Source organism: Acinetobacter sp. 1542444, assembly GCF_000581835.1.
Classification (GTDB): Bacteria; Pseudomonadota; Gammaproteobacteria; order Pseudomonadales; family Moraxellaceae; genus Acinetobacter; species Acinetobacter pittii.
Genome location: NZ_JEYA01000008.1, coordinates 48,580 through 70,211, shown reverse-complemented (window position 1 = coordinate 70,211; position 21,632 = coordinate 48,580). Strand labels below are relative to the sequence as shown.

Annotated in this window: 20 protein-coding genes and 1 riboswitch; of the genes, 12 read left to right on the top strand and 8 right to left on the bottom strand. The window is 40.5% G+C overall.

From position 1 onward, the window contains the following. Positions 1 to 39 precede the first annotated feature (39 nt). The gene (locus tag J580_RS21660) at positions 40 to 945 is read right to left on the bottom strand and encodes a DMT family transporter (RefSeq protein WP_032005852.1); all 906 of its coding nucleotides are present in this window, start codon (positions 943 to 945) and stop codon (positions 40 to 42) included. Then, complete coding sequence (locus J580_RS21655; RefSeq protein ID WP_032005850.1) at positions 938 to 1,519, bottom strand: TetR/AcrR family transcriptional regulator; 582 nt, start codon at positions 1,517 to 1,519, stop codon at positions 938 to 940. Before J580_RS21655 ends, J580_RS21660 begins: the two co-directional genes overlap by 8 nt. Positions 1,520 to 1,626: 107 nt before the next feature. Between J580_RS21655 and J580_RS21650 the strand changes: the two genes are divergently transcribed. The 6 genes from J580_RS21650 to gluQRS all read left to right on the top strand — a co-directional run bounded on the left by J580_RS21650 (position 1,627) and on the right by gluQRS (position 8,098). Next, the gene (locus J580_RS21650; protein WP_032005849.1) at positions 1,627 to 2,709 is read left to right on the top strand and encodes a hypothetical protein; all 1,083 of its coding nucleotides are present in this window, start codon (positions 1,627 to 1,629) and stop codon (positions 2,707 to 2,709) included. A 34-nt stretch (positions 2,710 to 2,743) separates the two neighbouring features. Continuing rightward, positions 2,744 to 2,878, top strand: a riboswitch (TPP riboswitch). Between the two features lie 89 nt (positions 2,879 to 2,967). Continuing rightward, the gene (gene thiC, locus J580_RS21645; RefSeq protein ID WP_032005848.1) at positions 2,968 to 4,845 is read left to right on the top strand and encodes a phosphomethylpyrimidine synthase ThiC; all 1,878 of its coding nucleotides are present in this window, start codon (positions 2,968 to 2,970) and stop codon (positions 4,843 to 4,845) included. A 75-nt stretch (positions 4,846 to 4,920) separates the two neighbouring features. Then, positions 4,921 to 5,547 carry an NUDIX domain-containing protein gene (locus tag J580_RS21640; RefSeq protein WP_032005846.1) on the top strand — a complete coding sequence of 209 codons (627 nt, stop codon included), beginning with the start codon at positions 4,921 to 4,923 and terminating at the stop codon, positions 5,545 to 5,547. Positions 5,548 to 5,551: 4 nt separating this feature from the next. Then, positions 5,552 to 6,364, top strand: a complete 813-nt coding sequence (gene cpdA, locus J580_RS21635; protein WP_032005844.1) for a 3',5'-cyclic-AMP phosphodiesterase — start codon at positions 5,552 to 5,554, stop codon at positions 6,362 to 6,364. Positions 6,365 to 6,575: 211 nt separating this feature from the next. Next, the gene (dksA, locus tag J580_RS21630; protein WP_002121205.1) at positions 6,576 to 7,112 is read left to right on the top strand and encodes an RNA polymerase-binding protein DksA; all 537 of its coding nucleotides are present in this window, start codon (positions 6,576 to 6,578) and stop codon (positions 7,110 to 7,112) included. 2 nt (positions 7,113 to 7,114) lie between these two features. Continuing rightward, complete coding sequence (gene gluQRS / locus J580_RS21625) at positions 7,115 to 8,098, top strand: tRNA glutamyl-Q(34) synthetase GluQRS (RefSeq protein ID WP_032005842.1); 984 nt, start codon at positions 7,115 to 7,117, stop codon at positions 8,096 to 8,098. A gap of 53 nt (positions 8,099 to 8,151) precedes the next feature. Here gluQRS and ftsW read toward each other — a convergent pair whose 3' ends face one another. The 5 genes from ftsW to J580_RS21600 all read right to left on the bottom strand — a co-directional run bounded on the left by ftsW (position 8,152) and on the right by J580_RS21600 (position 13,265). Beyond that, complete coding sequence (ftsW, locus tag J580_RS21620) at positions 8,152 to 9,348, bottom strand: putative lipid II flippase FtsW (RefSeq protein WP_005079447.1); 1,197 nt, start codon at positions 9,346 to 9,348, stop codon at positions 8,152 to 8,154. A 24-nt stretch (positions 9,349 to 9,372) separates the two neighbouring features. Further along, entirely contained in the window at positions 9,373 to 10,719 is a 1,347-nt protein-coding gene (murD, locus tag J580_RS21615; protein WP_032005841.1) for a UDP-N-acetylmuramoyl-L-alanine--D-glutamate ligase, read from the bottom strand. A 160-nt stretch (positions 10,720 to 10,879) separates the two neighbouring features. Further along, entirely contained in the window at positions 10,880 to 11,131 is a 252-nt protein-coding gene (locus tag J580_RS21610; protein ID WP_032005839.1) for a DUF6587 family protein, read from the bottom strand. 20 nt (positions 11,132 to 11,151) lie between these two features. Beyond that, the gene (gene feoB, locus J580_RS21605) at positions 11,152 to 13,005 is read right to left on the bottom strand and encodes a ferrous iron transporter B (protein ID WP_002121211.1); all 1,854 of its coding nucleotides are present in this window, start codon (positions 13,003 to 13,005) and stop codon (positions 11,152 to 11,154) included. After that, on the bottom strand, positions 13,002 to 13,265 hold the full coding sequence (locus tag J580_RS21600; protein ID WP_002121198.1) for a FeoA family protein: 264 nt from the start codon (positions 13,263 to 13,265) through the stop codon (positions 13,002 to 13,004). The genes feoB and J580_RS21600 overlap by 4 nt, the downstream gene beginning before the upstream one ends. Before the next feature lie 143 nt (positions 13,266 to 13,408). Between J580_RS21600 and xerD the strand changes: the two genes are divergently transcribed. The 4 genes from xerD to thrC all read left to right on the top strand — a co-directional run bounded on the left by xerD (position 13,409) and on the right by thrC (position 18,030). After that, complete coding sequence (gene xerD / locus J580_RS21595; RefSeq protein ID WP_032005838.1) at positions 13,409 to 14,329, top strand: site-specific tyrosine recombinase XerD; 921 nt, start codon at positions 13,409 to 13,411, stop codon at positions 14,327 to 14,329. Between the two features lie 146 nt (positions 14,330 to 14,475). Further along, positions 14,476 to 15,291, top strand: a complete 816-nt coding sequence (locus J580_RS21590; RefSeq protein ID WP_002121175.1) for a DsbC family protein — start codon at positions 14,476 to 14,478, stop codon at positions 15,289 to 15,291. A 243-nt stretch (positions 15,292 to 15,534) separates the two neighbouring features. Next, positions 15,535 to 16,836 carry a homoserine dehydrogenase gene (locus J580_RS21585; RefSeq protein WP_002121263.1) on the top strand — a complete coding sequence of 434 codons (1,302 nt, stop codon included), beginning with the start codon at positions 15,535 to 15,537 and terminating at the stop codon, positions 16,834 to 16,836. 54 nt (positions 16,837 to 16,890) lie between these two features. Beyond that, positions 16,891 to 18,030 carry a threonine synthase gene (gene thrC / locus J580_RS21580; RefSeq protein ID WP_002048893.1) on the top strand — a complete coding sequence of 380 codons (1,140 nt, stop codon included), beginning with the start codon at positions 16,891 to 16,893 and terminating at the stop codon, positions 18,028 to 18,030. Positions 18,031 to 18,137: 107 nt separating this feature from the next. On the opposite strand, the gene pbpG is transcribed toward thrC, so the two are convergent. Then, positions 18,138 to 19,184, bottom strand: a complete 1,047-nt coding sequence (gene pbpG / locus J580_RS21575; RefSeq protein WP_128839933.1) for a D-alanyl-D-alanine endopeptidase PBP7/8 — start codon at positions 19,182 to 19,184, stop codon at positions 18,138 to 18,140. Positions 19,185 to 19,396: 212 nt separating this feature from the next. On the opposite strand from pbpG, the gene J580_RS21570 reads away from it, so the two are divergent. Together J580_RS21570 and J580_RS21565 are read left to right on the top strand one after the other, a co-directional pair. Further along, entirely contained in the window at positions 19,397 to 20,032 is a 636-nt protein-coding gene (locus J580_RS21570; protein ID WP_002121174.1) for a response regulator, read from the top strand. 10 nt (positions 20,033 to 20,042) lie between these two features. Continuing rightward, complete coding sequence (locus J580_RS21565; RefSeq protein WP_032005834.1) at positions 20,043 to 21,611, top strand: sensor histidine kinase; 1,569 nt, start codon at positions 20,043 to 20,045, stop codon at positions 21,609 to 21,611. The last annotated feature ends 21 nt before the right edge of the window (positions 21,612 to 21,632 follow it).

The window sequence follows — 21,632 nt, the reverse complement described above, 5'->3', positions numbered from 1 at the left end:
AATTCAAATCAAACTCAAGCCATTAAAAGTTTTAGTTTTTTAAGCGCTCTTAGTTTTTGACAAGATTAAAATACAAATAAAAATCAAAAACATGCCAATCCAACCCACCCATGAAACATGCTCGCCAACCAAAACAATCGCAAAAATCGCAGCCACTAAAGGTTCAAATAAAGTTAGGGTGGTCGCTTTGCTGGCATTTACTGTTTTTAGACCAAATCCAAAAAGCAAATAACCCAAAAACATAGGAATTAGCATCATATAGCCAGCCACAAGTAGATTGGTTGAGCTTTGTAGTAACCCTCCACCTGTAATCAACAAAGTAGGAAGCAAAATAACCGCTCCACCGCCCATAATCATGCCCATTGCAGCTTTAGCAGCAACACCCCGATCTATTAATCTTTTCGCGGCCCATGAATAAAGCGAATAAGTTGTAGCAGCGACCAGCCCAAGAAAAATACCGAAAAATTTATTCCATTGATTTGTACTCTCTTGAACCGCATGACTTTCCCCCACCGACAACATACTTACACCAAGCACACCGCACACAAAACTTAGAAACCAGATAGCCGATAAAGCTTTGCGATCAAAGAATCGCTCTAAAATTGCTGCGATTAGTGGAGCAGTACCAATTGAAACCACGGTGCCAATCGTAATGCCTGCATAATACATTGAAGAATAAAAAGCCAAGGGATAAATACCCACCGCCGCTATGCCTAAAAGCAGTATTGAAAGATTTTCTCTTATAAATTGTCGGTTTTCACGTATCGCTCGTGATGCAACCAAAGCTTGTAAAAGACCTCCACCACCCATCGCTACAGCGCCAATAGCAAGTGGGCCAAGAGTCGGTGCAAATGCTGCCGCCGTACCTGTTGTTCCCCACAAAACAGAAGCAACCAAAATCGCAATTGTGCCTCCATAACTACTATTTTTAATGAGGCTAATCATGTGGGCATTCTCTATTTAAAATATCTTCTGCCATTTGTTTTGCTAATAGAAGTTGACGACTGTTTCCTTCTAAGCCTGCTCGTGCCATAGAACCCTCTAAAAGAAAAGAAAGCTGGGTGGCTACATAGTTAACGCGCTGTGACTCTGTGATTAATTTTTTTAAATGCTCAGCAACAATAGCCTCCACTTCTTCTTTATGCTGCCTTACAGAACTACGCCCTGTACTATTGGCCGGAAACTCAGCCGCAGCATTCAATAAACCACAACCTCGAAAGCCTTTTTCGTAGGCAAATTCCGCATGGTCTTGATAGGCATCAAATACGGCCAAGATGGCTTCTTTAGCTGTTTTTATTTTTTCTAAACGCTTTTGGTAGAGATCAAGCCACTCTTGATGGCGTGCAGCAATGTAGGCATCGACAAGCTCACCTTTTGAAGAAAAATTATTATAAAGCGACATCTTCGCAACATCTGCTTTAGCCGTAACTGAGTTAATTCCAGTTGCAGTAATGCCATCGTTATAAAACAAAGTTGCCGCTGCATCGAGAATTTTCTGTCTTGCTGTTTTATCATTCATAGCTTTTACTTAAGTAGACCGACCTACCTAATAATAAAGATTTCTAACAATGATGCAATCTTTTTAAGCGTTATAATTTGAGCAATATTAATTTCTATAAAAGTACAATGATGAAAAAAGTTCTAATAATGAGTATGTGCGGTGCACTACTTTTAGCTGGATGTAATAAAACATCAGAGCAAGATCAGGCTGTATCTAAAGAGCAAAAACCAACTGAGCAAAAGGCCACTCAAAAACAAGACAGTAGCTGCTTACAAATTATGGTAGCTATGCACACGATTAATCAAAACAGCAAAATAGAAGACTTAAATCAAATTAATGAAAAGCTTAAAACCTGTGTTCCCTCTTTAAAAAATCATGAGCAGCTTAAGCTGATTGATGCATCAACTGCCATGTATCAACGTTTTCTAAAACAAGACTACACTGAAAAAACAGGGAGAGCTTTTGAAGCATTTGGCTATGCCGTTTTAGAACAGAAACAAGACCTTAAAAAGGTCATCCAAACTCAGAAAAAACTCTTTGACCAACTTAGCCCGCGTGATCAATATTTACTTCAACATGAAGGGCAAGCCTATATTGAACTTCTCTATCAAGGTGAAGGCATGTTTACCTATCGACGCCAGCCAAGCTATTTAGTTGACGTTTTTTCTAAGTCCTTACCCGCGGACCAAAAAGAGTTCTTAACGCGTATGGCGAAAGACAATCAAAATATTTTTTATAATGATGGTGCGTTGGCTATTTCATGGAAAGCGCTCACTGAACGCGCATTATTTTGGGAAAAGTTTATTCAAAAGTATCCAAAGAGTCACTTTATTAATGATGCCAAATTACTATTTAATGAATATCGTTATTTTATTTTCTTTGGCTTAGACAACACGCCAGTGTCAGATGAATATGCGCCGAACACATGGTTTGATAAAGATGCGCTTCAGCAAATTCGGTTTCTCTCTACACAAAATGAGTCGAGTTTAGCCAAACCTGCTCAACTGTTTCTTAAGTTTATTGCTACGCCTATCGATGAGCGTAATAAGCAATTTAAAATAGATTTAACTGATAAAAATGGTGATAAAAAATCAAATTATCAGATGACTCATGAACAACTTGAGCAGCTCTTAAAATTTGATTCGCCATGGAACACGGAAGTCTATCGTGACTGCCATATGGATGCGGTTTGTATAGATACAAATTGACAATGCCAGCCAACCTAAAACATGTTAGTCTTTAAATCGCTTGACGGAGCGCGAGTAATAGCTCGCTGAGATTGTGTAAATTCCGTGTTATCGCAACACAAGTTTGATCACAAGTACCGTTGAACCTGATCAGGTTAAGACCTGCGTAGGAATCAAGCCATCTGAAAACTTAAGCCTTAAATTTATCTAGTTAAAGATAAATCCGCCATCGTTTTTGGTCGTGCTTGATTCGTTGATGTTATTCATAAGGATCATGTGATGAACCAGTTAACGAATCTTTCTTCTGCTGAAATTTCAGCACAACATGAACAAGATGCAAAAGATTTAACTCGCATCTTACCCGCTTCTAAAAAAGTTTATATTGAAGGCTCTCGCCCTGACATTCAGGTTCCAATGCGAGAAATTTCTTTAACCGACACCCCTACCGGTCTTGGCGGTGAACATAACCCTCCTGTTATGGTATATGACACTTCAGGTGTTTATACCGACCCAAATGTTCAAATTGATTTAGACAAAGGTTTACCTTCAGTTCGCCAAAACTGGATTGAAGAACGTAACGATACTGACGTACTTTCTGGCTTGACCTCAAAATTTGGTCAGGAACGTTTAAAAGACATTCGCACCGCTGACATTCGTTTTGCTCATATTCAAAACCCACGCCGCGCTAAAGCTGGCAAAAATGTCACTCAAATGCACTATGCCAAGCAAGGTATTATCACACCTGAAATGGAATATATTGCAATTCGTGAGAATCAGCGCCAGCGTGAAGGTGTTGATATGCGTCAACATGCTGGACAAAATTTCGGTGCAAAGAACTTAAAAGAAATTACACCTGAATTTGTTCGTCAAGAAGTTGCTGAAGGTCGTGCGATCATTCCTGCCAACATTAACCATCCAGAACTTGAGCCAATGATTATTGGCCGTAATTTCTTGGTTAAAATTAATGCCAACATTGGTAACTCAGCGCTTGGTTCTTCAATTGATGAAGAAGTTGCAAAAATGACTTGGGCAACCCGTTGGGGTGCCGACACCATTATGGACTTGTCGACAGGTAAAAACATTCATGAAACACGTGAATGGATTATTCGTAACTCACCTGTTCCAATCGGCACAGTACCGATTTATCAAGCACTTGAAAAAGTTGATGGTGTTGCAGAAGACCTAACATGGGAAATCTTTAAAGACACACTAATTGAACAAGCCGAACAAGGCGTTGACTACTTCACCATTCACGCAGGTGTATTACTTCGCTATGTACCACTTACAGCAAACCGTTTAACAGGTATTGTGTCTCGTGGTGGTTCAATCATGGCGCAGTGGTGTCTAGCACATCATGAAGAAAACTTTTTGTACACACATTTCGATGAAATCTGTGAAATCATGAAAGCTTATGACGTTTCATTTAGCTTAGGTGATGGCTTACGTCCGGGCTGTATTCAAGATGCAAATGACGAAGCACAGTTCAGCGAACTTAAAACATTAGGCGAACTGACTCACCGTGCATGGGAACATGATGTTCAAGTCATGATTGAAGGCCCTGGTCACGTGCCAATGCACATGATCAAAGAAAACATGGACCTTCAGCTAGAAGTGTGTAAAGAAGCACCATTCTATACACTTGGGCCTTTAACGACCGATATTGCTCCAGGTTATGACCACATTACCTCTGCAATTGGTGCAGCCATGATTGGTTGGTACGGCACAGCAATGCTTTGCTATGTCACACCGAAAGAGCATTTGGGTCTACCAAACAAAAAAGATGTTAAAGACGGGATTATTACCTACAAGCTTGCAGCACATGCCGCCGATCTTGCGAAAGGACATCCGGGTGCACAGGTACGTGATAATGCCTTATCAAAAGCACGTTTTGAGTTCCGTTGGGATGATCAGTTCAACTTAAGTTTGGACCCTGATACAGCACGTAGTATGCACGATGAAACCTTACCAAAAGAGGCTCATAAATCTGCACACTTCTGCTCAATGTGTGGTCCAAAATTCTGTTCAATGAAAATCACTCAGAATGTACGCGACTATGCCAACAACCTCACCAATAACAATTCAGAGGTTGAAGAAGGCCTCAAAGCGATGAAAGAGGTTTATCAGGAGCAAGGTCAAAAACTGTATCATAAAGTGTAAATATTCAAAAAAAACACTTGCCTAGCCATGATTCTCGGTTAGGATGAAATAAATAGATTTCGTCCTGACCGAATCATGAGTATTGTTGAACGTCCAAGTTATACATCTAAAGATGTCGAAGTAACATCACGTGAATCTCTATTCCGTGGTTTTATTCAAGTTGAAAAAGTCAGCCTTCGACATCGTCTATTTAATCAATCTGAATATACTCATGTATTGCAGCGTGAACTCGTTCATCGGCCTGAAGCAGCTGGCGTACTACTCTACAATGATCAAAAACAACAGTTTGCACTGATTGAACAGTTCCGTGTTGGGGCTTTAGATGACTCTCAATCCCCATGGCAGCTGGAAATAATTGCAGGCGTGTTAGATGGTGATGAATCGCCAGAAAGTTGTCTTCGAAGAGAGAGCCTTGAAGAATCAGGTTGCGAAGTTCAAGATCTAGAGCATCTATTTAGCTTTTACCCGTCAGCTGGTGCTTGCTCAGAGTTATTTCATCTCTATGTTGCCGAAACTGAATTACCCGCTGAAGGGGGTGTATTTGGCGTAGATGATGAGGGGGAAAATATTCAATTACACTTATTTAATTATAGTGAAATCCAGACTCTACTCGACAGCGGACGTTTAAGAAATGCTCCTGTCATTATGGCATTACAATGGCTGGCCCAACACAGCAAAACGATAATAAACCCGAAGAGGTAGGACGGTGACTTTTCAAGTCTCAACACTTTCACAAAAAGACCATGTCATTATACAAATTACCGATACCCACCTATTGGAGTATCCGCACTTAGAATTTGTGGGTATGAATCCTGAAGAAAGCTTTCATGCCATTATTCAGCAAATACGAAATAAACATCCTGAAATTGATGCAATTATCCATACTGGGGACCTAGCTCAGGCACCAACGCCTATTACCTACAACCGTTATATTCAATATATGCAAACGCTTGGTCTGCCCTTTTTTCAGACCTTAGGTAATCATGACAATGTTGACCATTTCCCATTGCATAAAGAGAATCATCAGGAACCTGTAGTTATTTGCTTAGGAAACTGGCGGGTTATTTTATTAAATAGTGCGGTTAAAGGTCATATTGATGGGCATCTATCAGCAGAACAGCTAGAGAACTTAACGAATTTACTTGAAGAGTATGCAGATAACCCGATTTTGCTGGCTTGTCATCACCATCCTTTTGCCATGAAGTCAAAATGGATTGATCATCACAAGTTACAAAATTCTAATGCCTTGCTTACTACCTTGGCTCCATTTAAAAATGTAAAAGCTTTAGTCTGCGGGCATGTTCATCAGGACTCAATAAACACTTGGCAAGGGATCGAATTTTTCTCTACACCCTCAACAAGTGTGCAGTTTAAACCCTTTAGCAATGATTTTGCCCTCGATCAGAATGCTCCCGGCTATCGTTACATTCGTCTAAAAAACGATGGTAGTTTTGAAACCGAAGTCTTCCGTCTTGAAAATTTTCAAGGCTATATAAACACTGACATTTCAGGCTATTAGCCCTATTTCTTATATGCTTATATATAATTATGACTGGGGTAAACACGTTTTGAAAATATTTACGGGTCGGAATGACTATCATCTTGCAGGAAAAATCTATATGATGACGACCCGATGGGAAAATCCCATCGATGGTTTTCTATAAAAACACTTGCATATCACCATATTTTTTGCGTATAGATAATACGTGTATGATGAGGAATGCCCTATTATGGCGAATGACAACCACAACCAAGTTTTGGATGAACATACAGAAGTTGTAGTGGAAGGTGACAAAGCTTCTGCAAAACGTGCACGTAAAGTGAAACCTAAAACTTCTGACATAGGCACAACTGCAAGTTTATTTGGTATTGCACCTTATCAACCTAAGAAAAATGAAGAGTACATGTCTGAAGGACAGCTCGAGCATTTCCGACAAATTCTGCAAGCATGGAAAGCTGAATTAATGTCTGAAGTTGATCGTACTTTAAATACGATGCAAGACGAATCAACTGCACTGCCAGATGTAAACGACCGTGCTACCCAAGAAGAAGAATTTGCAATTGAATTACGTACACGTGACCGTGAACGTAAGTTAATTCGTAAAATCGAACAATCTATGGAAGCTATTAAGAATGAAGACTACGGTTTCTGTGAAACTTGTGGTATTGAAATCGGCTTACGTCGTTTAGAAGCACGTCCAACTGCAACGTTATGTATTGATTGCAAAACTTTGGCAGAAATCAAAGAGAAGCAAAATAACGGTTAATTGTGACTGTTGATAATTCTCCAGCCGAGCACAACTCGGCTCTTGCGCAGCAGTTAAAACGCCTGCCAGAAAAGCATAGCTTTTCTCTTGCGCAGCGGCGGAACAATGTTCCGCTTAATCGCTGCTCATACTCAGGTCGGTTTGCGCCATCGCCAACCGGCCCTTTGCATTTTGGATCACTCGTTACTGCTGTTGCCAGCTATTGCGATGCAAAAGCCCATCAAGGCAAATGGCTCGTTCGTGTCGAAGATACAGATATCCCTCGTATTTATCCCGGCAGTGAAGAGCATATCCTCACATCACTTAAAGCCTTCCAGTTCGAACCCGATGCAGAGATCATCTTTCAAAAAAATCGTTTAGACATTTATGAAAGCATATTAGACCAACTCAAAGAAGAAGGTCTTATCTATGCATGTCAATGTACCCGCAAAATGCTTGGTTCAAATGCAATCTATGCAGGTACTTGTCGCGATCTCAATCTTGATTTTCAAGGTCAAGCGATTCGGGTAAAAGTTCAAGATCAGCAGATCTGTTTTGATGACCGATTACAAGGACATCATTGCTCCAATCTACAACACGATCTTGGAGATTTTGTTCTTAAGCGCCGTGATGGGATTATTAACTATCAACTTGCGGTCGTCGTGGATGATTATTTACAAGGTATTACCCATGTCGTTCGAGGTGCAGACTTATTAGATAACACTGAACGTCAGATCTGGTTAAGCCAGCTTCTAGGTTATCCTCAACTAAGCTATATGCACCTTCCCCTTGCCATGAATGATCAAGGGCAAAAGCTCTCTAAACAAAATCTAGCTCAAGCACTCGATTTATCAAAAGCGCCTGAATTACTTCAAAAAGCGATACTGGCCTTGGGACAACCCAACGTTGATTTAGATCAACCTAGACTGATGCTCAAACAAGCTGTAGCACAGTGGAATGTTGATTTGATTCCCCATGGGCAAGAGCTCAGCGGAACATATCTATAAATAATAAAAAAGCCCGATATCAAATCGGGCTTTTTAAACTTCTAAGTACTCAATTAGAAGTTTGACTCTTCTCGTTCTGGGTTGACTTCTTGTGTTGATGCATCAATCTTTAAGATTAAGCTAATCATCGCAGCACACATCATTAAAGACGTACCACCATAACTAATGAATGGCAAAGTCAAACCTTTCGTCGGCATTAAGCCCATATTCATGCCCGCATTTACCAAAATCTGGAGCAAGAAAATAATACTAATACCGTAAGCTAGATAGCCTGCACGAAGGTAATGATGTTTCAAAGCACGATGACCAATTTTGATACAACATGCCAGCATCAAGAAAGACAAGCCAATAACAATAGAAATACCCACGAAACCAAACTCTTCCCCTAGCACTGCCAACATAAAGTCAGTATGCGCTTCAGGTAAATAAGATAGTTTTTGTACACTATGCCCTAAGCCTGTACCAAACCATTCACCACGGCCAAAAGCCATTAATGCATTTGATAACTGATAACCTACACCCAACGGGTCTGCCCATGGGTCAGTAAACGAAATCAAACGCTGGAAACGGTAGGGTTCAAATAAGATCAAAAACACAATACCTGTGACAATCGCACCAAGCATGATTAAGAACTGAGTTGGCGGCGCGCCCGCTAAAAAGAACACACCAACCATCATCATGACAATAACGACTGTTGCCCCTAAGTCAGGCTCAGCAATAATTAAACCGACCGTGATTGCCATAACCCCACTTAAACGCAATAAACCTTTCCAATGAGTACGAACCTCTTTGGCTCGGCGCACAACGTAGTCTGCGGTAAAGATCGCCATCATGACTTTGGCAACCTCGGTTGGCTGCAAGGTAAAGCCACCAATCTTAATCCAACGTGTAGAACCGTTGACTTCCGAACCCACCACCAAAGCAGCAAGCAACAGAACCATGGTTAATAACCACAGCGGGAAGGTATTTTTAAACCACGTATTCAGTGATATTCGATAGGTCAAATAAGCCACTACACCCGCAGCGACAATCGAAATACCATGACGAATCACATAGTGAAACGGGTTTTCATGCATATATTCAGCATAGGGCATCGAAGCAGATGCAACCATCACTGAACCGATACATAATAATGCAACGACACAGAAAATCAGGACATTACGTGGCGTCACTTCCGCTGGCCATTTAGGCAATATCCGTTCATACCAATGATTGATTTTCTGGATTGTGGTCTGAGCTAAGCCTGCCATACTACATTCCTAATCATGTTTTCTTTAAACCAACGAATTGACGCAGGCAACAAACTGCTGACCACGGTCATTATAACTTTTAAACATATCAAAACTTGCACATGCTGGTGATAACAACACCACATCTTCGGCCTGTGTTTCACGTTGAGACAGCTCTACAGCTTCTTTAAGCGTTGCTGCATGTAAAATTTTGGTTGCACCTTGAATGGCTTGTTCAATCACCGGAGCATCCTCACCAATCAATACCACAACTTTGGCATATTTTTCGATAGAAGAACGTAATGGACCAAAATCCTGACCTTTACCTTGCCCACCTAAAATCAAGGCAACCTTTCCTTTTTTCACTTCAATGGCAGCGCCTAAACCATCAATTGCTGCAAGCGTAGCACCAACGTTAGTGCCTTTAGAATCATTGTAATAACGTACATCATGCACGGTCTTTACATATTCACAGCGATGCTCTAACCCTTTAAATTGTTTTAAGGTTTCAAGCATAGATTCCATAGGCAGGCCTATTGCCTCTCCTAATGCGAGACAAGCTAAAGCATTTGCTACGTTATGCATGCCTTGAATATATAAATCTGAGCTTTTAATTAAACGCTGTAAACCACGCGCAAGCCAAAGCGTGCCATCGCCATCTCTTAAAACACCATATTGATTTAAATCTGGTGCATTTAAACCAAAGCTTTGCATTGGTGTGGTATCTGGAACAAGAGGACGACTTAAAGCGTCATCACGGTTAAATACTACTTTTTTAACGCCTTGGAAAATACGGTGTTTTGCTTGATGGTAACCCAACATATTGCCGTGACGATCTAAGTGGTCTTCACTCATATTGAGAACCACAGCAACTTCAGCATTTAAGTGAGACGTGGTTTCTAGCTGAAAACTTGATAGCTCAAGTACAATTAATTCAGGTTGATCTTTTAATAAATCTAGAGCTGGGCGTCCAAGATTGCCACCCACAGCAACTTTCTTACCCGCATCTTTAGCCATTAAACCAATTAAAGTCGTTACTGTACTTTTAGCATTAGAACCAGTGATCGCTACAATAGGCACATCAGTTGCACGGCGTAATAATTGAATATCACCTACCACAGAAATACCTTTAGCAATAGCTGCCTGAATTTCCGGTAATTGCGGTGCAAGGCCTGGGCTTAAAATAATTTCTTCTGCTTGTAATAATAATTCTTGATCAAGTTGACCGAAACTGGTTTTAACGCCAACTGGGATCTGATCATGCCCTGGTGGCGTGGGGCGAGAATCTGTTACTGCAACTTGGTAGCCTTGTTCATGCAGGAAATTTACAGCAGAAACGCCTGATATTCCCAAGCCTGCTACAACTTTTAACCCACCACGTTGTATTAACATTTTTGCCCCACAATTTATCAATCGACAGAATGGCAAAAATGTTAGCACTTTGCTGTTTTGAATGCTTTTTCAGTTTGAACTTTATTCATCTTTTTTTGTGTCAGTGCGTAAAAAAGCCATCAATATGATGGCTTTTTAAACGAAACAAGAAATACTAAATTTATTGCCATTTAATCGGCTTAATTTCTTGAACTGTATTGGTAGGTTTATCTTCGCTTGAACACCCACAACCGCCAGCACAACCAAAGGCCATTTTCGGTTTAAGCCATTTTGCCAAGGTTACCCAACCTTGCTTTTCGCAAAATGCAGAGAGTGAAGAAAAGACTGAATTTGCTGTTTTTGGAAATACTTTCTTAAAAACAACTACAGCACTCCAAATCACTAAAACCGCAATAATCAGATATTGAACCATATACAACCTCCTTTATTGCTTTAGCCCCAGTAGTGGGAAGCAATTTGATAGGTAACAAACGATGCAAAATAAGCTAAACCAAACAGATATGCAGTCATAGCTGCAACATGTTTCCATGAACCTGTTTCGCGACGTACCGTTGCCAGTGTTGCCAAACAATGTGGAGCATAAATGAACCACACTAAAAGTGATAAACCTGTTGCCAAAGACCAACCTGTTCCATCTGCACTAATCAGATGTGACAAACCTTGTGCCACAGCATCATCATCTGTTGCAGACAAGGCATAAACTGTACCTAATGCCGCGACAACCACTTCACGAGCAGCCATAGCTGGAATTAAAGCGATACAGATTTGCCAATTAAAACCAACTGGAGCAAATAAAGGTTGGATAAGATGTCCGAGCATACCTGCAAAACTATAATCTATGGCAGGTAATGTCGCCCCTTCTGGTGGCTGCGGGAAAGTACACAAGAACCAGAGCAAAATAGAGAGCGCAAAAATGATTCCGCCGACGCGTTTCAAGAAGATCTTTGCACGATCCAATAAACCGATTCCCACACTTTTTAAATCAGGGAAACGATAACTTGGTAGCTCTAGCAGTAAAGCATGCTGCGATTTATCTTTTTGCAAAAACTTCATTAAAAATGAAACACAAAGCGCACTCACAATACCAGCCATATACAGACCAAAAAGCACTAAACCTTGTAGGTTAAAAATACCCCAGACCATTTTCTCTGGAATGAAGGCAGCAATCAGCAAGGCATAGACGGGTAAACGTGCCGAACAAGTCATTAAAGGCGCAACCATAATGGTCGTAAAACGATCACGAGGGTCACTAATACTACGCGTTGCCATAATTCCCGGTACTGCACAAGCAAAGCTCGAAAGTAAAGGAATAAAGGCACGGCCACTTAAACCAGCTTGGAACATTAATTTATCAAGCAAGAATGCTGCACGCGGTAAATAGCCTGATTCTTCGAGTACTAAAATAAAGAAGAACAAGATCAAAATTTGTGGCAAGAACACAACTACGCCACCCGCGCCTGCAATAATTCCGTCAACAACCAAACTATGCAGTAGTGGTTGGGTAATCACAGTTCCCACTACCTCACCAAGCCAGCCGAAGAAGCCTTCAATACCATCCATGAATGGAGCTGCCCATGCAAACACTGCTTGGAACACAATAAACATCATGATGGCAAGGCTAAGTAGGCCTAAAACCGGATGTAAGAAAATTCGATCTAGAAAATCAGTACGCTTATCTCCATGATCAACATAATGAACTACATCTTTAAAAATCATATCGATTTTTTGGTGATGAGTCCCAGTTAAACCACTCAGTTCGGTTTGTGGCACACTGTATTTTTCTTGATCAAGGGCATGTAATAAATTTTCAATACCCGCATTACGGACGGCAACTGTTTCAACAACTGGTACACCCAAACGTTGAGACAACTTTTGAGTATTAATTTGGATGCCACGACGACGCGCTTCATCCATCATATTCAGTACAAGTAAAATCGGACGACCCAACTCGATCATTTCGAGTACTAGTCCTAAATGCAATTTTAAGTTAGTGGCATCAACCACACATAAAAAGGCATCTTGCTGCCCTTCTTCTGCAATCTTACCCAAACAAACGTCACGGGTAATCACTTCATCAGGGCTGGTGGCATTAAGGCTATATGTACCCGGCAAATCAAGTACACGCACTGCTCGGCCTGAAGGCAACTGAAAATGACCAACCTTACGCTCGACCGTTACACCAGCATAGTTTGCAACTTTTTGTCGAGTTCCCGTTAAATGGTTAAAAAGAGAGGTTTTACCACAGTTAGGGTTTCCCACAAGGGCAATACGTAACGCATCACTCATGCGGGTACTCCTTCTTCTACTTGAATTTCAATTTTTTCCGCTTCTGCTTTACGTAAAGCGAAACGAGTAAAGCCAATTTGGATTAAGATCGGATCACCACCAAAAATACCTTTGGTAATCACTTCCACTCGTGTGCCCGGTACAAAGCCCAGACTTTCCAAACGAATTGCGACCAAATCTTGCTGCTCGGACTCTAGTTCTATCCGATTCACTTTGGTGATGGTCGCCGCTTGCTTCACTTTTAAAGCTGATAAACGCACCGCATCCGATCCTAAACCTTTTTTAATAGTATACATATAAATGAGAATAATTACCAAATAAGGTTAAATTTCACTTCTTATTCAGTTTAATCGACAAACCTTAAAGTTTCTTTTACAGTACAGAGGTTTAGAGGATCTAGTGTATGTTGAATAAAAAACCGCGTATTCCAAGCCCTGTTCAAATTCCTGAACATTTGAGCTTTTTACAAGGTTTTCGTGACTATCTCGTTGCTCAGTCGGTAAGTCCACATACACGTAATGCTTATTTATCCGACCTTATTCAATGCAGTGAACTTCATAAAAAATCAGCTCTTCCAGAGTGGACAAGTGATGATATCGCTGATGTTTTGATTGAGTTGACTAAAGCTGGAAAAAGCCCGCGCTCGATTGCCCGTTGCTTATCTGCCCTACGCCAGTTTTACAAATTTTTACGTGAACAGAAATTACGAAGCGATAATCCTGTAGCAACCCATCATTCTCCAAAAATTGGCAGAGCCTTACCCAAAGATCTATCAGAAGAAGATGTCGAAGCACTGATTCAGGCCCCCGATATTGATACGGCACTTGGTTTACGCGATCGGGCAATGTTTGAAGTTCTTTACGCATGTGGTTTACGTGTTTCAGAACTGCTGAACTTGCGCCTAGAACTTATTAACTTAAAACAAGGCTATTTAAGAATTACTGGTAAAGGTAATAAAGAGCGTTTGGTCCCGCTAGGGCAATTTGCTTGTGAATGGGTAGAACGCTACTTGCAGGATGCTCGGCCTCAACTCTATAAAAGCTCTACTGACTATCTCTTTTTAACTCAACACGGCGGAATTATGAGCCGTCAGAACTTCTGGTATGCCATTAAACGTTACGCCTTACAAGCCAATATTCAAGCTGAACTCTCACCTCACACATTACGTCACGCCTTTGCAACACACCTGCTCAATCACGGCGCCGATTTACGCGTAGTACAAATGTTATTGGGCCATAGTGACTTATCAACTACTCAAATTTACACACATGTAGCACAAGTGAGAATGCAACAATTGCATGAAAAACATCATCCTAGAGGTTAAAAAATTTAAAACTTATTATTTGAAATACGCCTAACAATCACTTGATTTCGTTCACAAAGGTTAAGAAAGTTTTAACAATACACGCTAGATTTTTTGTTATGCTTAGCAGCTTCTGACTATAAATACTGATGAAATAAGGGTTATCTATGTCTTTTACCCGATCTCAACTTTTTCTTGCCTGTGCTTTGGCTTCTAGCCTGTTATTCAGTGCTTGTTCTAAAGAAAACAAACCACAAAAAGAAGATGCGCTCACTGCGACCGCACCTGCTACTGGGGAAGCTTCAACCATCATTGAACGCAATGCGAAACAGCGTTTAATTGAAACTTTGCAAAAACAATTTAAGAATGCAAACATCAACGCCAAAATTTTAGATATCAAGCCTACTGAAGTGCCTAACTTATATTGGGTAAATCTCGAAGGAATGACGTCGATTTATACAACCAGTGATGGCAAATACCTGATTCAAGGTGATGTCATTCGTTTAGGCGGTAAAGAACTACATAATATTGGCGATAATCTTCAAGCTTCAGAAAATAAAAAGCATCTTGCTGCTTTAAAAAATGAAGATTTGATCGTTTACCCAGCTAAAGGTGGTAAGGCTAAACATGTGATTTATGTGTTTACCGATGCAAGCTGTCCTTATTGCCACAAATTACATGAGCACTTACCTGAAATTAATGAAAAAGGTATTGAGGTACGCTATATCGCTTGGCCACGTGGTGAACAATTTATGCCGACTATGGAAGCTGTATGGTGTAGTGCAGACCGTAAAGCTGCCTTTAACCAAGCAGTACAAGGTATTAATATCCCACCTGCTCAATGTAAAAACCCTGTTCGTGAACAATATCAACTTGGCTTAAACATGGGTGTAAATGGAACACCAGCTATTTACAATGTTGATGGCGAGTACTTAGGTGGATACCTAACACCTGATGAATTAATTAAACGTCTGGATAAATAATATCCTTTAAGCTGATGAATGATTAATCATCTATCTCTTTTAAAAAGCGCTGCTGTGATTGCAGCGCTTTGTTTTTTCAATAATTAATATTTAAACAACCTCTGTTTAAAGACTGATCTACTCTTCTTTTCCAAACATCGCACTCTAATTCATTGAACAAGCACTAAAAGCGCTAGAGTCTGGCGTTTTTTTTAGCTATGATCTAGCTTCAACTAAATGATTAAATGATGAATGGAGTGTGACGTGAAACCAGTTCGCCTGGCAATACTCGGTCTAGGAACCGTAGGTGGAGGAGCCCTTAAACTACTACAAGAAAATGCCGCTGAAATTAAACGTCGCACCGGTCGAGAAATTCAAATTACCCACGTTGGAACACGTCGCCCTCGTCCAGATCTTGAATTGGAAGGGATTAAACAAAGCGCCGATTTACTTGACATCGTTCGTCAACCAGACGTTGATGTAGTTGTAGAAGTTATGGGTGGGATCCACCCTGCTTACGAAGTTATCATGGAAGCGATCAAACACGGCAAACAAGTCGTGACTGCAAATAAAGCGCTACTCGCTGAACATGGCAATGAATTATTTAAAGCAGCAGAAGACAATGCTGTGCAAATTGCTTATGAAGCAGCAGTTGCTGGCGGTATTCCAATTATTAAAGTGATCCGTGAAGGTCTTGCTGCAAACCATATCGAATGGTTGGCAGGTATTATTAATGGTACAGGTAACTTTATTCTGACTGAAATGCGTGAGAAAGGTCGTGCATTTGATGATGTATTAAAAGAAGCTCAAGAACTCGGTTATGCAGAAGCAGATCCAACGTTTGACGTTGAAGGTATCGATGCTGCGCATAAACTTACCATTTTAGCGTCTTGTGCGTTTGGTATTCCTCTTCAATTTGATAAGGTTTATACCGAAGGTATCAGCAAAATCACTGCGCAAGATGTGAAATATGCAGAAGATCTTGGTTTCCGCATTAAACATCTCGGTATTGCACGTCGTGCTGAAAAAGGTATTGAGTTACGTGTTCACCCAACACTTATTCCAGATGAACAACTTATTGCGAATGTAAACGGCGTTAAAAATGCTGTTTTAGTTCAGGCAAATGCCGTAGGTCCGACACTTTATTACGGCGCGGGTGCAGGTGCAGGTCCTACAGCTTCTGCAGTTGTTGCCGACGTTATTGATATTGTTCGTGACATCTCTTATACCGAAGATGGCGCAGGAACAATTCCTCAGTTGGCTTTTGAAGCATTAACCAATGTGCCAATTTTAAGCCGTGAAGAAATGACCACAGGTTATTACATTCGCTTAAATGCAGAAGACCAAACTGGCGTACTTGCAGATGTGACGACCATCTTAAGTCGCGCTGGAATTAGTATTGATGCGATCATGCAACAATCTCGTTTAAAAGACCTTATTCCAATCGTGATTCTGACCGATCCAATCGTTGAATCAAAAATGGATGATGCTCTTGCACAAATTCAAGCATTACCTGCAATTCGTGGCGAAATCGTAAGAATTCGTTTAGAATCGCTCGATAGTTAATCAGGTTGAGGGAAAGATTCCCTCTCCCGCTTCACCTCTAATTGGAACACCATCATGTCTAATGCCAATCGTTATACTGGTCTTGTAGATCGTTATCGTGACCGTTTGCCAGTTTCGGCAACTACTCGTGCTATCTCTCTGGGTGAAGGCAACACCCCACTCATTAAACTTGAGAATATTCCACGTATTATTGGCAAAGATGTTGAAATTTATGTGAAATACGAGGGTTTAAACCCAACTGGTTCATTTAAAGACCGTGGTATGACCATGGCTGTAACCAAAGCGGTTGAAGAAGGCTCTAAAGCGATTATCTGTGCATCTACTGGTAACACTTCTGCTGCTGCTGCTGCCTATGCTGCACGTGCAGGTATCAAAGCATTTGTTTTGATTCCAGAAGGCAAAATTGCGATGGGTAAAATGGCACAAGCGATGATGTATGGTGCGATCACTATGCAAATTCGTGGTAACTTCGATGATGGTATGCGTCTTGTAAAAGAAGTTGCTGATCAAGCGCCTGTAACGATTGTAAACTCAATCAATCCTTACCGTTTGCAAGGTCAAAAGACTATTGCTTATGAAATCGTTGAAGCTCTAGGTCGTGCACCTGATTACCACTGCTTACCTGTAGGTAATGCAGGTAACATCACAGCTCACTGGATGGGTTATACCGAAGCTGTAGCAAACCAACCTGCTGATCAGTTTGAACAAGTGATTTATGATGCTGCAACTGATCAATTCACTGGCCCAAAACCTGAAGGTTTACCAACAATGGTGGGTTATCAAGCTTCTGGTGCAGCTCCATTCTTACGTGGCGCTCCAGTTGAAAGCCCTGAAACTGTTGCAACGGCAATCCGTATTGGTAATCCACAAAGCTGGAACCATGCAAAAGCTGTAGTACGTGACTCTAAAGGCTGGTTTGATGAACTTCAAGACAGCGAAATTTTAGAAGCTCAACGCTTACTTTCTATGTATGAAGGCGTATTTGTTGAGCCAGCTTCTGCAGCTTCTATCGGCGGTGCGATCCGTGATATTAAAGCGGGTAAAATTGCTGAAGGTTCTGTAATTGTATGTACAGTAACAGGTAATGGCTTGAAAGATCCTGACACTGCAATCAAACAATGTGCTGATGCAGTGATGTTGTCAATTGATGCAACAATGGACCAAGTAAAAGATTCGATTTTATCTAATATGTAAGATCTGATTTTTCAAAAAAACGGCTGTATTAACAGCCGTTTTTTTATGTCTTTTTTATAGCCATAAAAAAACGCTTCTTGATAGAAGCGTTTTTTAGAATATTGAACTTAAATACGTTTTGGTAAATTACTTAACCAACCCAATAAGTTAGTTGCATCATTATTACGTGCCTGTGTACTTGGTTCACCCAGTAATACAATGACTGCCGGACGTGAATTTACAGTCGTGTGCATTACAACACAGCGTCCTGCTTCATTAATATATCCAGTTTTAGACAAGTTAATATTCCAACCACCATTGCGTACAAGAGCGTTGGTATTGTTAGACTTCAACACGCGATAACCTAAGTTAAAGTCATAAGTTGGTGTAGTTGAGAATTGACGAATCAAGCCATATTGAGAAGCTGTACTTGCCAAAATCCCTAAGTCACGCGCAGAAGACACATTACGCGGATCTAAGCCAGTTGACTCGTAGTAGTGAGTTGCGTTCATGCCTAAAGCACGTGCTTTAGCGTTCATTGCAGCTACGAATGCTGGACGACCACCTGGATAAGTACGTGCTAAAGCCGCCGCTGCTGGGTTTTCTGATTTCATGAGAGCAAACAGAAGAACTTCTGCACGGTTCATCTTGTCGCCAACACGTAAGGTTGAACTTGAGTTTTTACCATTTGCACCAGCAAAATCGATTTGCTCAAGTGTAATTTCTTCTGACATGTTTAAACGGGCATCTGCCGTTACAACTGCTGTCATCAACTTAGTAATAGAGGCAATTGGCACAGAAGCGTTGGTATTTTTACTGTAGAGTACTTCACCAGTTTGTGCGTCCATCACAAGTGCAGCTCGAGCACTTACACTCGGCTGGGCATTGTAACCAGTCGTATCACGGATTGGAGCAATCTTCGGTGCAGATGCTACAATTTTCGGTGCGCTACCACCACGCAAAGTTGTGGTTACCGATGTTGAACCTTGCGGAGTAGGTTCGTCATCTTCATCATTTAAAAATTGGCTAGCATCAGCTGAAGACCAATTTAAGCTTGCAGTACCACTATTCCCTGAGGATGGGTTATTGACGAGTTCTGCAAAGCTTGTTGAACTCAAACTAAGCAAAATAGACATGCTTAGCACATGCATTAAAGACTTTTTAGAATTTTTCACGGCACAATACTCGACTCAGGGTGATACACATTTGCGCTTACTATAATTATGCCTTACATTTGAGGTATAAGGTATAAAGCTTTTACCGACACAATTGTGCACAACTATTCGCTCACTATATAAGAATAGGATTGCTAATTTTGTCATTCCATTGCAAGCTAATTTTGCTTTATGTAACAAAAAACTTGTTTTTTGAAAGAAAGGAGGTCTTCTTGATTACAGTTTTAGTTGTGGATGACCATGAACTTGTACGTACAGGTATCTGCCGTATGTTAGAAGATCATGCCGATGTAGAGGTCATTGGACAAGCCGAATCGGGTGAAGAAGCAATTGCTATTGTTCGTCAGAAACATCCTCAAGTTGTGCTACTTGATGTCAATATGCCTGGCATCGGCGGCGTAGAAACAACACGTCGTTTACTGCAAACCGCACCAGATACAAAAGTGATTGCAGTCAGTGGCTTAGCAGAAGAACCTTACCCTTCTCTTTTGCTTAAAGCAGGAGCTAAAGGCTACATCACCAAAGGTGCTCCAATTACAGAAATGGTTCGGGCGATTAATAAAGTGATGCAAGGCGGCAAATACTTTAGTGCCGATATTGCTGAGCAATTAGCAAGTTCTTATTTATCCGATACGCAGCAATCGCCTTTTGACTCTCTCTCTGAACGAGAAATGCAAGTTGCAATGATGGTTGTAAATTGTATTAGCGCTCAAGAAATCGCAGACAAACTTTTTGTAAGTGTCAAAACAGTGAATACTTACCGCTACCGTATTTTTGAAAAGCTAGCCATTGATAGTGATGTTAAACTAACTCATCTCGCGATTCGTTACGGTCTGATCAAGCCTTAATCAGACTTACATGCAATTTCCCGTAAACTCATCCTTGTCCCATACGATATTTCGTTTGGGCACCTGGTATGGTTTATATCGCCTTATTATTGCGGTTAGCCTGAATATTATTTTGGTTTTAACCGATGCTCAAATCGACAATAGTCTACAACAACCCACTTTATATTCTTACACACTACTCGGCTATTCGCTCTTAAGCCTTCTTCAACTTTTATGCTTTAAGTTTATTGCTACTCAGGCCACAAGGCAGCTCATTTTATTTTTTGTAGTTGATATTATCTGTCTGAGTTTACTTACATTTTCTGTAGGTGAACCAAATCTTCAACTCAGCTTGCTCTATGTGATTGCCATATTTACTTCGGCCATTTTACTTAGCGCAAGAATGTCGTTGCTCATTACATTACTTGCAGTCATTGCGGTTATTTACCAACGCTTCGTTGGCAGTTTATTTGACTACAATAATTTAAATACGATTGGTAATAGCGCCTTATTGGCATTCTTGTTTTTTGTAGTACACGGAATCGGACAAATTGCGGTCCAGCGCTTTAAATTACTTGAAGCACTAACTTTCCATCAATCAATAGAACTCTATCAACTACAAAATATTAACCGCTATATCTTGGAACAAATTGAAGAGGGCTATTTAGTTCTAGATGAAAACTACGACATTGTTTTAAGTAACCCAGCCGCCTGCTCTCTTTTAGGAATTCCACCTCAATTTGCCAGTGAAAAATATTCCTTAGCAAAATGGCATGCTGACTTATTTGAAATTCTTAAGTTTGATAACCTAAAAGAAGGTGATCGATTTATTTTTGAGTCCCGACTGTCGGCTTATTCTATTAATATTAAAGTGCAACATCTTTTGGTGCCACAGCAAGCATTAACACTACTCATCTTACAAGATGCGCAGCAGATTAATCAGCAAGCTCAACAACTCAAACTTGCCGCTTTAGGACAACTCTCAGCAAGTATTGCCCATGAGATTCGTAATCCTCTTGCAGCCATCGTTCAAGCGAATGAATTACTCAAAGACAGTGATTCAGAACAGCAAAATACTTTACGCAATATGATTGGCAAGCAAACGAAACGCATTGATAGTATTGTTCAAGACACCTTAGGACTCGCCCGCAGTGAAAGAACGTATCCCATCCAGATTGAATTAAACGACTTTATAAAAACATTATTAGATGAAGATTTATCTGATGTTAAACATACGATCCAGCTTAAAAGTTCTGATTTATCCTTAAAGCTATTGTTTGATGAAAAGCAACTCAGACAAGTGCTAATTAACCTTGTGAGGAATGCTCTACGACACAATGCACCCGATTCACCCTATGTTCTGATCAATATCCATTCACAAACAAATAAAATTTATATTGATGTGATCGATTACGGTGAAGGTGTTTCAAAACGTGATATATCTCAATTATTTAAACCATTTTTTAGTACCGAAATTAATGGAACTGGTTTAGGATTATATTTGTCTCATAGTTTTTGTGAGGCAAACCATGCAAAGCTCACTTATGTAGAGCAAAAACAAGGGGCATGCTTCAGAATAGAATGCCCAATAATATATTGATTTTTTTATTAGGTTTTTGGG